The sequence below is a fragment of the Micromonospora sp. NPDC049004 genome (assembly GCF_040649315.1).
Taxonomy (GTDB): domain Bacteria; phylum Actinomycetota; class Actinomycetes; order Mycobacteriales; family Micromonosporaceae; genus Micromonospora.
On sequence record NZ_JBEZFG010000004.1, the window covers coordinates 540,093 to 552,775 of the forward strand.

The window sequence follows — 12,683 nt, forward strand, 5'->3', positions numbered from 1 at the left end:
CCGGCCCGCGCTCAGCGGGTCGGGGTGGGGGTGACCGACGCGGGAGTGCCGGCGTTCGGGTCCTGCACGATGTGGCGTTCCAGGTTGACCTGGGCCTGGCCGGTGCCGCCGACGGTGATGTCGTCGTACGCCTGGAGCATCTTCTGCGGGTCGAAGTAGAGCACTGTCATCGACAGCGGGGTCGGCTTCTCACCCTCCAGCCCGCGCAGCCCGGCCCCGCCGGTCGAGCCCTCGACGAACAGGGTGGTGGGCTGCTGGCCGGGTGCCTGCGGCAGCTTGGAGACCTGCCGGGCGTGGGTGTGCCCGGCGAGCACCAGCGGGCAGGTGCCGGCGAGCGGCCCGGCGGACGCCGGGTCGTGCACCAGCGCGATGTTGACCGGCCGGGGCGAGCTGCGCACCGTCGCGGCGAGCTGCGTTCCGACGCCGATCACCTGGTCGGCCACCTCCTGGGTCAGCCCGCTGCCGGCCGGTGAGGTGTTCTTGTCCGGGGTGAAGCGCGGGTCGCCGATACCGGCGATGGTCAGCCCGGCGACGGTGGTGGTGGAGTTGTTCAGCACTATCGCGTTCGGCTGGCGGGCCACCGCCGCGGCGGTCTTGCCCGAGTCGTGGTTGCCGCGGATGAACACGTACGGCTTCTTGAGCAGGCTGATCGAGCCGACGAAGGACGCCTCCGGCTCGCTGCCCCAGTCGGTGATGTCCCCGGTGTCGATGACCACGTCGATGCCGAACTGCTCCACCACCGTGCGGATCAGCTGCCAGCCGGTCGGGTTGAGGTGCATGTCGGAGACGTGCAGGACCCGGGTGGTGCCGGGCGCCGGCTCCAGCACCGGCAGCGCCGACACGGTCGTGTAGAGCTGGCTGACGTTGCCGACGATGCGTTGCAGCTGCTCGGCGTACTTGGTGTAGTCGTTGGCGATGCGGCGTGCGTCGCCGACGATGGCGGGGGCGTTGACCAGCAGGCCCTCGTAGCGCGGCTCCTCGATCGCCTGGGGGCGCAGGGTCGCCGCGGCCGTGCCGAGGCTGCCGGCGGTGACCAGCAGCGCCAATCCGCCCGCCCAGGCGGTACGCCGCACATCGCGGAAGATCAACCCGGCCAGGATGAGGGTGACCAGCACCGCCGAGGCGAGGGTCCGCAGGCCCAGCCGCATCACGCCCGAGCGGACGTCCTCCACGGCGCTCTGGCTGGCTCGGCTGATGCTCGCCGGGTCGTCGAGCAGCGCCTCGGTGCGTCCCTGGTCCAGCGCGCCCAGCCGCACGGTGAGGTGGGTCGGCCCGCTGTGGCTGTCCAGCAGCAGGGCGCCGAGCGGTGGCACGTCGATCGTCGTCCCGCCCTCGCTGGCCGGGGAGAGGGTGAGGTTGGCCCGGAACGGGCCGATGTCGGTGTTCACCCGCCCACCGGCCAGCACCCCGAGCACGGCGCCGGCCAGGGCCACCACGAGCACCGCGAGGATCACACCCGTGCGCCGCACCGGCCCGCCGGGCCTACCGATCCGCCGGCGCGACGGGCGCGACGGCTCGCCACCGGTCACCGGGTCACCCCGGCCCTCGGCGTCGTCGTGCTGCTCGTCGCGTTGCCCGTCCATGCTGAGATTCTGACCTGCCCGTCGGAAGATCTTGGCAAACCCGCGCGGAAGGTGACGCAGGTCAGCTGCGACCGCCGTCGCCGCCGGCGAAGACCACCCGCAGGAGGCGGTCGTCGTCGGCCGCCGGGTCACCCCGCCCGTCGTGGTTGGAGGTGCTCACCCAGAGCGAACCGTCCGGCGCGGCGGCCACCGCGCGCAGCCGACCGTACCGGTTGGTGAGCAGCTCGCTGGGCTGCCCGAGCAGCGTGCCGGTGTCGGTCAGCTCCATCACCCAGAGTCGCTTGCCGCGCAGGCAGCCGGTGACCAGCAGCCGGTCCGTCGCCGCGAGCCCGGAGCAGGACGCGTCGGCCGTCGCCCACTGCGTGATCGGGTCGGTGAACCGCTTGTCGCCGGCCCGCCCCTCGACGTCCGGCCACCCGTAGTTGCCGCCCTTGGTGATCTGGTTGATCTCGTCCCAGGTGTTCTGGCCGAACTCCACGGCGTACATCCGCTTGGCGTCGTCCCAGGCGAAGCCCTGCACGTTGCGGTGACCCAGCGACCAGACCGGGGAGCCGGGGTACGGGTTGCCCGGCGCGGGCTTGCCGTCGGCGGTGATCCGCAGGATCTTGCCGCCGAGGCTCTTCGTGTCCTGTGCGTTGGGGCGCTCGCCCGCGTCACCCGTGCTGACGTAGAGCTGCCCGTCCGGGCCGAAGCCCAACCCGCCACCGTTGTGCACGTTCGCCTTCGGGATGCCGGTGAGGATCGCTGTGGGTTGGCCGCCGAGTTGCAGGCGGGCGACCCGGTTGTCCTGCTCGGCGGTGTAGTAGACGAAGACCGTCCGGTCCCGGGCGTAGCCGGGGGAGACGGCGATGCCGAGCAGGCCACCCTCGCCCGCCGCCGCCACGTCGCTGATCGTCTGCACGACCCGCACCCGCAGCCCGTCCGGGCCGGACTCGGGACCGACCTGGAGGATCCGGCCGCTGTCCCGTTCGGTGACCAGCGCGCCGCCGTCGGGCAGGAACGCGATGGCCCACGGCACCCGCAGCCCCTTGGCCAGGACGGTTGTCACCGCCTGCTGGCCCGCGCCGCCGGCGCTCGCCGGCGCCGACGGGGTCGGCAGGTTGGGCGGCTCGCCCGCCGGGTCGGGCTCCGGCTCGCCGAAGCTGCAACCCGTGGCGAGCAGCAGCGCCGCGCAGGACGCCGCGAGGACCACCCGGAGGCGGCGGACGCGAGAATACGGGAGACGGGCTCTCACCCGGCCCAGGGTAGCCCGCCGGACGGCCCGGCCGGGCCCGACGGATGGGCCCCGGCTCGTGCCGCGACCGCTCAGCGGGCCCGCACGGCCAGCAGCGCCGTGTCGTCCTCGCGGTGCTGGATCGAGGCGAGGAGCAGGTCACACAGGTCGTCGAGGGGGACGGTGTCGGTGCCGGTCAACCGGTGCACCAGCTCGGCGAGCCCGTCGTCGATGGACCGGTCCCGACGCTCGATCAGCCCGTCGGTGTAGAGCAGCAGCGTGTCGCCGGTGGCCAGGCTTGTCGAGTGGCTGGTCCGCGGCGTCGGCCGGGCCAGGCCCAGCAACGGCTCCGGCGTCGCTTCGAGGACCTCCACCGCACCGCCGGCCCGCACCACCAGGGCCGGCGGGTGCCCGGCGTTGCACCAGGTCACCGCACGGACGCCGGAGCGCGGGTCACAGATGCGCACCAGCGTCGCGGTGGCCGCGATGGGCAGCCGCAGCCCCCGGATGGCGCTGTCCAGGTGGCTCATCAACGCCCCGACCGCGTCCGGCCGGCCGAACGCGTTGCCACGCACCAGGTTGCGCAGCTGGCCCATGGTCGCCGCCGCCTCGATGTCGTGCCCCGCCACGTCCCCGATCGCCGCGATCAGGTCACCGTCGGGTTGCACGAAGGCGTCGTACCAGTCGCCGCCCACCTCCACCCGGTCGGCCGCCGGCTGGTAGCGGGCCGCCAGCTCCAACTCCGTCACGACCGGCAGCCGCGGCAGCATGCTGTGTTGCAGCACCTCGGCGACGTGCCGCTGCTCGCCGTACATCGAGCTGTTGCCGACGGACTGCCCGGCCCGGCGGCCGATGTCCACGGCGGTGAGCAGGTCGCGGTCGTCGAACTGCTGACGGTCGGCGGCGTTGACCAGCGTGATCGCGCCCAGCACGGTGCCTCCGACGGCGCGCACCGGCACGCTGAGGTAGGAGGCGATGCCCAGCCGCTCGGCGATCGCCGACATCTCCGGATCGGTGGTGCCCCGCGCCACGTCGTCCAGCGACGCCACGCCGCCGAGCCGCGGCTGGCCGGTGCGCAGCACCGCCCGGATGATGGAATCCTGGCTCAGCCCCGTACGCAGCAGTTCGGCGAAGCGGTCGACGTCCGGCGCCCGGGCCGGATCACGGTGCACCGCGACCACCTCCCGGGGCTGTCCCGATGGCCCGACCAGCGTGAGCAGGCACCAGTCGGCGAGCAGCGGCACCATGGTGGCGGCGAGCCGGCGCAGCAACGTGCCCACGTCCAGCGTGCCGGCGAGCGTCTCGCTCACACCGGCCAGCAGCTCCAGCCGCTGGTGTGCCCGGACGACCCGCCGACGCGCCTCCTGCGCGCCGTCGAGCGCGATCCGCAGTCGCAGCTCCGACGAGCAGGCGGCGGCGAGGTCGGCGAGCGTCCGCAGCTGCCCGGCGGTCCACGCCCGGGGCTTGTTGTCGATGGCGCACAGCGAGCCGAGCACCCGGCCGGAGAGGTCGGTCAACGGCATCCCGGCGTACGCGACGACGCCGAGGTCGTCGATGGCCAGGTTGTCGCGTACGCGGGGGTAGAGCCGGGCGTCCGGCAACACCATCGGCACCTCGATGTCCACCACGTGCTGGCAGAACGAGTGGCTCAACGGGGTCTGCCGCCGCTGCGACCACGGCTCGGGCAGACCCACCGCGCCCGGGAAGAACTGTTGGTCGGCGGAGACCAGGGAGACCAGCGCGACCGGGACCTCCAGCAGGTCACTGACCAGTCGGGCGAACCTGTCGAACGCCTCGTCAGGTGCGGCCTCCAGACCGGTGTCGGCCAGCGCGCGCAGCCGCGCCGCGTCGCCGAGCGCCGGGGGTGGGGCGGTCGAACGTCGCGCGCTGGCGGGGGAGCCGTCGGTCATCGAGCACCTGTCTGCCGGGGCGGAGGCCGACCGGCCCTCCGATCCTTGGTTATACCTCGTCAGGGCCGGGACCGAACATCGGTGTGCCGAGTCTCGCCCGCGTCGACGCCGCGCGCCATCCCCCGGGACGCCGGATCACCGCCGTGCCCGCACCGGCCGTCGCGCCGGAGGCTATCGTCGGCGGACGTGAAGGTATGGATCCCGCATCAGGCCGGCCTGAACCTCGTCGGCGAGCTGCCCCCGGACGTGACTGTGGAGGTCGCCGAACACGCCGACCGGTTGCCGTCCGACCCGGCCGACGTCCGTTTCTGGGTGCCGCCGTTCCTGAGCGGGTCGGACGCGACCGCGCTGCTGCACGAACTCCCCGATCTGGAGGCGGTGCAGCTGCTCTCCGCCGGGGCGGACGCCTGGGTCGGCCGGATGCCCGAGGGGGTCACCCTCTGCGACGCCCGAGGGGTGCACGACCCGTCCACGGCCGAGTGGGTGGTCACCGCGATCCTCGCCCAGCTGCGGGCCTTCGGAGCCTTCGCCCGCGCGCAGGCGCAGCGGCGGTGGGCGTACGACGGCAACGCGCCGACCGACGAGCTGACCGGCAAGCGGGTGCTGATCATCGGGGCCGGCTCGATCGGCACGGCGGTGCGGGACCGGCTGGCGCCGTTCGAGGTGAGCTTCACCCTGGTCGCCCGGACGGCCCGGCCCGAGCAGGGCGTGCACGCCGTCGCGGAGCTGCCCCGGCTGCTGCCCGACGCCGACGTGGTGGTCGTGCTGGTGCCGCTCACCGACCAGACCCGTGGCCTGATCGACGAGGACTTCCTGGCGGCGATGCCGGACGGGGCGCTGCTCGTCAACGCGGCGCGCGGCCCGGTGGCCCGTACCGAGGCGCTCGTCGCCGAACTGGCCACCGGTCGGATCTCGGCCGCGCTGGACGTCACCGACCCGGAGCCGCTTCCCGCCGACTCCCCGCTGTGGACGATGCCGAACGTGCTGCTCACCCCGCACGTGGCGGGCTCGGTGCGCGGGCTGCTGCCGCGCGCGTACCGGCTGGTCGGCGACCAGGTACGGCGGTTCGCCGCCGGTCAGCCGCTGATCAACACGGTGGTCGACGGCTACTGATCGGGCCGCGCGGCAGGGGTCGGGCTCACGGGCCGGGTGTTTCAGCGGTCCCGTCCGGCAGCGTCTGGCCGGTGGCCGAGACCAGTCGGGGCAGGTCGGTGCCGCGGACTGCCGGTAGGAGGACCTGCTGGCCGTCGTCGAGGCGGGCGACGGCACGCCCGCGCGCGTCGGTGGCCAGCTCGACGACCCGGTCCCAGCCGATCCGACGTTGCCCGAACAGCGCCCGCAGGCGCAGTTCCCGGGCGTCGGCGTCGGTGCCGGCCCGCCAGGCCCACACGCCGACGGCGAGGGGGACGAGCAGCACCGGCAGCAGGTACGCCCGGGCGTTGGCCAGCGGCAGGGCGCCGACGAAGGCGATGACGGCGGCGGCCAGGACGGCTTGGTTGTAGCGGAAGCGGACCGTGTCGGGCGTACTCACCCCGCGATGATCCCACCCCTGGTCGGCGCGGGTCGCGGCGGGCGGCGCCACGGGGCCCGGAAGCCGTACAGTGACACAGGTCACTGCTTCGCGCCGGTGATCGACGCGTAACCAATCTGGTCGCCGGTCGTTTCCCACTGTTGGGCAGCGGACCCGCAACGTCCGCCGCCTCGCACCGCCGCACCGCCCCGTGCCCCCTCACGAAGGCGACCGCCGTGCTCCTCGCGTACCCGTTCCGTGTTCTCGTCCCCCGCCGGGCGGCCCCGGAGGTCGCCGTGTCCACGGCCGTGGCGCTGCTCGTCCTCGCCGGGGCCGCCGATCTGGTCCCGACCCCGGTGGTGATCGCGCTGTCCGGCGGCGCGGGCGCCACGCTCGCCGGCGTACGACTCTCCCGGCTCGCCGGCCACCGATCCGGCGACCCGCCGTCCACCGACCCCTCGTGGCGGACGGCAGCTGTGCTGCTCGACGCGGCGGTGGTGGCGGCCGGCTGCGTGGCCGCCGCGTTGCCGCTGGTCGACGCCGGGCACCGCGCTGCCGCGCTGCTCGGATCGCTGACCGTGGCGGTCCTGTCCGTGGCCGGGCTGCGTCGGCTCCCCGTCCGGCCGCCGCGCACGGCGCGGCTGCGAGGGCTGGTCGAGGCGACCGGCCCGACTGTCGGTCTGACCCTCGCCGGCTGGTTGCTGCTGCCCCCCGACACTCTGCCGGCGCCGGCCCGACTGGTGGCGGCGCTGGCGCTCGGAGTGCTGGGCATGGCCGCGCTTCACACGTTCACCGGGTCTTCTCGGCGCTCGGGCGACGCGATCTGCCGGGGCGGCGTCCTGCTCACCCTGGTCGGGCTGGCGCTGCTGACGGTCCTGCCACCCGCGCCGACGGGCCGGGCGGCGCTGCTCGCGGTGCCGCCGCTGGTGCTCGGGATGCTGCTGACCGCGCTGGGCGCGAGGTCCGCGGTGGCGACGGCCAGCGCGCAGCCGGTGACCGGGCCGCTCGCCGTGACCTGGCCACGGGTGGTGCTCCCGGCGTCGGTGCTGCTGCTCGCGGCGGGGCTGCACCTGGGATCCGGCCGCACTCCGGACCGGACGAGTGTGCTGCTCGCCCTGGCGGCGGTCCCACCACTGGTCCTGCGTGAGCTGCTGCGCGCCGGCGACGCGGGCGCCGGAGGGCGGCCCGCCGCACACCGCCGACGCCCCGATCGCACGGTCCGACAGCATCGGGCGGCGCAACCGCCCTGGCCGGGTACGACCGAGGGCGCGTCCACGCACGACCTGAGCCCCGACGCCACGCCGTGGTCGTCCGAGCCGGGCGCGACCGCCGGCGTCGACGGCGCCTGGCTTTCCGACGGTGGTGCCGCCGCGATGAACGGTGGTGCCGCCGCGACGAGCGGCGTCGACGAGGCGTGGCCCGACGTGGGTGTCGCCTGGTCGACGTTCGACCACCGGTCCGGTTCGGCCGGGGACCGGGCGGCGCTGCTGGACGCCCTCGCCGCCATCGGCGACGTGCCCGCGCCGACCGGCGCGCTGCTGCTGGTGGAGCTGCACGGCGTGGACGGGCTCGGCCTGGTCGCGCGGGAGGACGTGCTGGCCGAGGCGGTCCGGCGGGCTCGCGCGGTCGTCGGGCCCGACGACCTGGTGACCGGCTGCACCGGCACCGGCTTCGCGGTGGTCACCCCCGCCGGGCCGGTGCTGGCGTACGCGCTGGGCACCCGGCTGCTGACCGCGCTGACTCCGCCCTACCAACCGGCCGGGTCGGTGCTGCGCGTGCAGGCGAGCATCGGGCTGGCCGAGGTCGGTGGGGCGGGGCCTGCCGACGTGCTCCGTCAGGCCGAGCTGGCCCGGCGGCGTGCGGTGCAGCTCGGCCGGGACCGGGTCGAGTGGTACGACGCGTTCCTGGAGGAGCAGTTGGTGCGCCGGCTCGACCTGGAACGTGAGCTGCCCGGCGCGGTGGCGCGGGGGGAGCTGGACCTGGTCTACCAGCCGGTGCTCGACCTGACCGACCGGCAGCCGGTGGGCGCCGAGGCGCTTCTGCGCTGGCGCAGCCCGGTGCTGGGCACGGTGCTTCCGGCCGAGTTGCTGCCGGTCGCCGAGGATCTGGATCTGGTCGGTGAGTTCGAATGGTGGGTGCTGGACCGGGCCTGCCGACAGTTGGCCGACTGGTCGGCGGGCCCCCGTGAGCTGTGGATGGCGATCAACGTGACCACCCGGGAGTTGACCATTCCCGACTTCGTGCAGCGCACCGCCGCGGTGCTGGCCGCGTACGGGGTGTCGCCGGAGCGGTTGGTGGTGGAGGTGGCCGAGCCGCAGATCGGCGCCGACCTGTCGACAGTGGTGGCCCGGCTGGCGGGGCTCCGGTCGCTGGGTGTCCGCACCGCGCTCGACGACTTCCGGGCCGAGCACGCGTCACTGGCGCAGCTGCGCCGCCTGCCGATCGACCTGCTGAAGGTGGGCCCCGAGCTGGTGGGGGCACAGCCGGCGGGCCAGCCGCCGTTGATCGACGTGGTGGTCAGCGTGGGCGAGCGGTTGGGTGTGGAGATCGTCGCCGAGGAGTTGGAGTCACCGGCCCAGGTCGAGGGGGCGCGTCGGGCCGGCTGCCGCTACGGGCAGGGCTTCGCGCTGGCCCGTCCGGCCACCGCCGAGCGGGTCGAGGCGTACTTCGAGGAGTTCCCCTCGGCGTCCCGCTGAGGCACTGAACCGGTTCACTTGTCGCGCGGCGGTGCGGTGCTGCCGCGCGGGGTCAGCTGCGGGCTCTCGTCCTGCACGCGCGTCGCCGGCTGCCCCCCGATGACGGCCAGCAGGTGGCGGGCGGCGTGCGCGCCGTACGCCGGGATGTCGCGGCCCAGTGCCGTCAGGGGTGGGTGCACCAGCCGGCACAGGGGCGAGTCGTCCCACGCCACGATGGACAGGTCGTCCGGCACGGTGAGGCCCATCTCCTGGGCGACCGAGAGCCCGGCGACGGCCATCACGTCGTTGTCGTAGATGACCGCCGTGGGCCGCGCGGCGGAGCTGAGCAGTCGGCGGGTGACCCGGCCACCCTCCTCACCTGTGTAGTCGGAGAAGACGGTGACCGCCTCGGTCAGGCCGAGGCGCTGGCACACCGCCGCGAAGGCGTCGGTACGGATCTCGGTGTGGCGCAGGTCGGGCAGGCCGCCGACCCGGGCGATGCGGCGGTGCCCGAGCGCCACCAGGTACTCCACCGCCTCGGTCAGCGCGACCGCGTCGTCGGACCAGAGGCTGGCCAGCTCGCCGGTGCCGCCGGGCCCGCCGATCACCACGGCCGGCAGTTGGAGCTGTTGCAGGGCGGCGATGCGGCGGTCGTCGGTGCGCAGGTCGCAGACGAGCACCCCGTCCACCCGGCGCTCGCCCCACCAGCGCCGGTACACCGCGATCTCGGCGTCGTGGTCGGCCACCACCTGGAGGGTCAGCGCGTACGAGCGGGCCGAGAGTTCGGCCTCCACGCCACTGATCAGCGCCATGAAGAACGGCTCGACGCCCAGCGTCCGGGCGGGCCGGCACAGGGCCAGGCCGACGGCGCCGGCGGTGGCGGCGGAGAGCGCCCGCGCGGCGCTGCTCGGGCTGAACCCGATCTCGGTAGCGATGGCGAGAATGCGTGCCCGGGTGGCCGCCGAGACCCCGGGCTGCCCGTTCAGCGCGTACGACACGGCACCCTTGGACACGCCCGCGCGACGGGCGACGTCGGCGATTGTCGGCCGCTTCACCGGCGTGCTCCTCTACCGCTCGGGGCTCGTCAACCGGTCTTTGACAGCCCGGAAGTCGAATCGTACGGTGGCTGAGCTTATCCGGTTCAGTCCACGTTCTCTCGACCACGAAGGTCACGAAGGTGCGGTGAAGTCTTGAGTCGACAGGCACTCCACGACGGCTGGACCCTGCGGGCGGCACCCGGAGCGCAGGTGCCGGCGGAGATCGCCGGTCGGTCCGTGCCGGCGACCGTCCCCGGGTGCGTGCACACCGACCTGCTCGACGCCGGACTGATCGCCGATCCATACCTCGACGACAACGAGCTGTCCCTGGCCTGGATCGGGCGTACCGACTGGCACTACCGGACGACCTTCGGGGCTCCGGCCGGCGACCACGACCGGGTCGACCTGGTCTGCGCCGGCCTGGACACCGTCGCCACCATCAGCGTCAACGGGGTCGAGGTCGGCCGTACCGAGAACATGCACCGCGGCCACCGGTTCGACGTCTCCTCGTCGCTGCGCGACGGCGACAACGACCTGGCCGTCGCGTTCGGATCGGCCTACCGCTACGCCGAGGCGCAGCGCGACCGCCTCGGCGACCGCCCCAACGCGTATCCGGAGCCCTTCCAGTTCGTCCGCAAGATGGCCTGCAACTTCGGCTGGGACTGGGGGCCGACGCTGGTGACCGCCGGCATCTGGCAGGACATCGCCCTGCACGCCTGGTCAACGGCCCGGCTGGCAGGCGTCCGCCCGCTGGTCACCCTCGGCGGCGGCGACGGCCGGGTCGACGTGCACGTCGAGGTCGAGCGGGTCGCGGACGTCCCGCTGACCGTCCGCGCCACAGTCGCCGACGCCCATGCCGAGGTGGTCGTTCCGGCCGGGCAGCGCACGGCCGTGCTGACCCTCACCGTCCGCGAGCCCGCGCTGTGGTGGCCACGAGGGTACGGCGAACAGAGCCGTCACCTGCTGGAGGTGACCCTGCACGCGCCCGACGGGGACACCCTGGACGGCTGGTCGCGGCGGATCGGCTTCCGCTCGGTGCGGCTGGACACCACCCCCGACGAACACGGCACCCCGTTCGTGCTGTCGGTCAACGACGTTCCGGTCTTCGTCCGGGGCGTCAACTGGATCCCCGACGACGCGTTCCCCACCCGGATCACGCGCGATCGGCTGGCCGGGCGGTTCGACCAGGCGATCGGGGCCAACGTCAACCTGCTGCGCGTCTGGGGCGGCGGCCGGTACGAGTCGGAGGACTTCTACGAGCTCGCCGACGAACGCGGTCTGCTCGTCCAGCAGGACTTCCTCTTCGCCTGCGCCGCGTACCCCGAGGAGGAGCCGTTCGCCAGCGAGGTCGCCGCCGAGGCCGCCGAGCAGGTGACCCGGCTGACGCCGCACCCGTCGCTGGTCCTGTGGACCGGCAACAACGAGAACATCTGGGGCTGGCACGACTGGGACTGGCAGGAACCCCTCGCCGGCCGCACCTGGGGCCGGGGCTACTACCTCGACGTCCTGCCCCGCATCGTCGGCGAACTGGACCCGACCCGCCCGTACTGGCCGGGCAGCCCCTGGTCGGGCACCGACGCCGTCCACCCCAACGACCCGGCGCACGGCACCACCCACATCTGGGACGTGTGGAACACCGACGACTACACGAAATACCGGGAGTACGTCCCGCGCTTCGTCGCCGAGTTCGGCTACCAGGCCCCACCGGCGTACGCGACGCTGCGCCGGTCGATCTCCGACGAGCCGCTCGCGCATGACTCACCCGGGATGGCGCACCACCAGAAGGCCGCCAACGGCGACGCCAAGCTCCAGCGGGGCCTGGACGCGCACCTGCCCGCCCCGGCCGACTTCGACGACTGGCACTACCTGACGCAGCTCAACCAGGCGCGGGCCATCCAGCTCGGGGTGGAGCACTTCCGCTCCCACCGCGACGTCTGCGCCGGCACGATCGTCTGGCAGCTCAACGACTGCTGGCCGGTCACCTCCTGGTCGGCCGTCGACGGCGACGGTCGCCGCAAACCCCTGTGGTACGCGCTGCGCCACGCGTACGCCGACCGGCTGTTGACAGTGCAGCCCCGCGACGGTGGGCTGGCCCTGGTGGCGGTGAACGAGACAGCCGAGGCATGGACCGCGCCGGCCACGGTCACCCGCACCACCCTCGCCGGGGAGCCGAGGGCGAAGACCTCGGTCGACCTCGACGTCCCGGCGTACTCCTCGGTGGTGCTGTCGCTGCCGGCGGAGCTGGCGCGGCCGGACGAGAGCCGCCGTGAGCTGCTGGTCGCGGAGGCTGGCGACGCCGTGGAGCGGGCGCTGTGGTTCTTCGCCGAGGACCGGGACGTCGACTGGCCGGCGGCGGCGTGGGACGCGACTGTCGAGCCGGTCGAGGGCGGTCAGCGGGTCCGGGTGACGGCGCGCACGGTGCTGCGCGACCTGACCCTCTTCCCGGATCGGCTGGACGCCTTAGCCACAGTGGACAGCGCCCTGGTCACCCTGCTGCCCGGCGAGTCGACGACGTTCACGGTGAGCGCGGGCGCGTCACTGGACGGGGCGGCTCTGACCCGTCGGCCGGTGCTGCGCTGCGTAAACGACATCGAGCGGAGCTAGGAGACCGTTACCGGCCGACCGGCCCGGAGGCTGGTGCGGTGGTAAGCGTCATACCTGTCAGTCATATCTATGACTCACAGGTATGACGCTCGTCGGCGCGTGTGCCGTCCGGCCACCGCCTTGGCCGCTAGTTGAAGATTTCTTCAAGTGA

General features: G+C 73.8%; 8 protein-coding genes. 3 read left to right on the plus strand and 5 right to left on the minus strand.

Annotation, left to right across the window (positions count from 1 at the left end; all coding sequences use genetic code 11):
- Window positions 1–11: 11 nt before the first annotated feature.
- From AB0B97_RS15845 to AB0B97_RS15855, 3 genes are all read right to left on the minus strand, one after another.
- Complete coding sequence (locus AB0B97_RS15845; RefSeq protein ID WP_234581315.1) at window positions 12–1,583, minus strand: metallophosphoesterase; 1,572 nt, start codon at window positions 1,581–1,583, stop codon at window positions 12–14.
- A gap of 61 nt (window positions 1,584–1,644) precedes the next feature.
- Window positions 1,645–2,817: a PQQ-dependent sugar dehydrogenase gene (locus tag AB0B97_RS15850; protein ID WP_357494166.1), complete on the minus strand. Its 1,173-nt coding sequence runs from the start codon at window positions 2,815–2,817 to the stop codon at window positions 1,645–1,647.
- A 71-nt stretch (window positions 2,818–2,888) separates the two neighbouring features.
- Window positions 2,889–4,706 carry a SpoIIE family protein phosphatase gene (locus AB0B97_RS15855; protein ID WP_357494168.1) on the minus strand — a complete coding sequence of 606 codons (1,818 nt, stop codon included), beginning with the start codon at window positions 4,704–4,706 and terminating at the stop codon, window positions 2,889–2,891.
- A gap of 186 nt (window positions 4,707–4,892) precedes the next feature.
- Between AB0B97_RS15855 and AB0B97_RS15860 the strand changes: the two genes are divergently transcribed.
- The gene (locus AB0B97_RS15860; protein ID WP_357494170.1) at window positions 4,893–5,819 is read left to right on the plus strand and encodes a 2-hydroxyacid dehydrogenase; all 927 of its coding nucleotides are present in this window, start codon (window positions 4,893–4,895) and stop codon (window positions 5,817–5,819) included.
- Between the two features lie 25 nt (window positions 5,820–5,844).
- Here AB0B97_RS15860 and AB0B97_RS15865 read toward each other — a convergent pair whose 3' ends face one another.
- Entirely contained in the window at window positions 5,845–6,237 is a 393-nt protein-coding gene (locus AB0B97_RS15865; RefSeq protein WP_357494172.1) for a PH domain-containing protein, read from the minus strand.
- A 215-nt stretch (window positions 6,238–6,452) separates the two neighbouring features.
- On the opposite strand from AB0B97_RS15865, the gene AB0B97_RS15870 reads away from it, so the two are divergent.
- Window positions 6,453–8,912, plus strand: coding sequence for a GGDEF domain-containing phosphodiesterase (locus tag AB0B97_RS15870; protein ID WP_357494174.1), 2,460 nt, complete (start codon window positions 6,453–6,455; stop codon window positions 8,910–8,912).
- Window positions 8,913–8,926: 14 nt separating this feature from the next.
- Here the strand turns inward: AB0B97_RS15870 and AB0B97_RS15875 are convergent, their stop codons facing one another.
- A complete protein-coding gene (locus AB0B97_RS15875; protein ID WP_234581306.1) occupies window positions 8,927–9,946 on the minus strand; it encodes a LacI family DNA-binding transcriptional regulator in 1,020 nt (339 codons plus the stop codon).
- Between the two features lie 135 nt (window positions 9,947–10,081).
- Between AB0B97_RS15875 and AB0B97_RS15880 the strand changes: the two genes are divergently transcribed.
- Window positions 10,082–12,532 carry a glycoside hydrolase family 2 protein gene (locus AB0B97_RS15880; protein WP_357494176.1) on the plus strand — a complete coding sequence of 817 codons (2,451 nt, stop codon included), beginning with the start codon at window positions 10,082–10,084 and terminating at the stop codon, window positions 12,530–12,532.
- The last annotated feature ends 151 nt before the right edge of the window (window positions 12,533–12,683 follow it).

Bases quoted from the DNA above. Each gene is read 5' to 3' on its own strand.
- AB0B97_RS15845 (WP_234581315.1), bottom strand. From the start codon at position 1,583: ATGGACGGGCAACGCGACGAGCAGCACGACGACGCCGAGGGCCGGGGT.
- AB0B97_RS15855 (WP_357494168.1), bottom strand. From the start codon at position 4,706: ATGACCGACGGCTCCCCCGCCAGCGCGCGACGTTCGACCGCCCCACCC.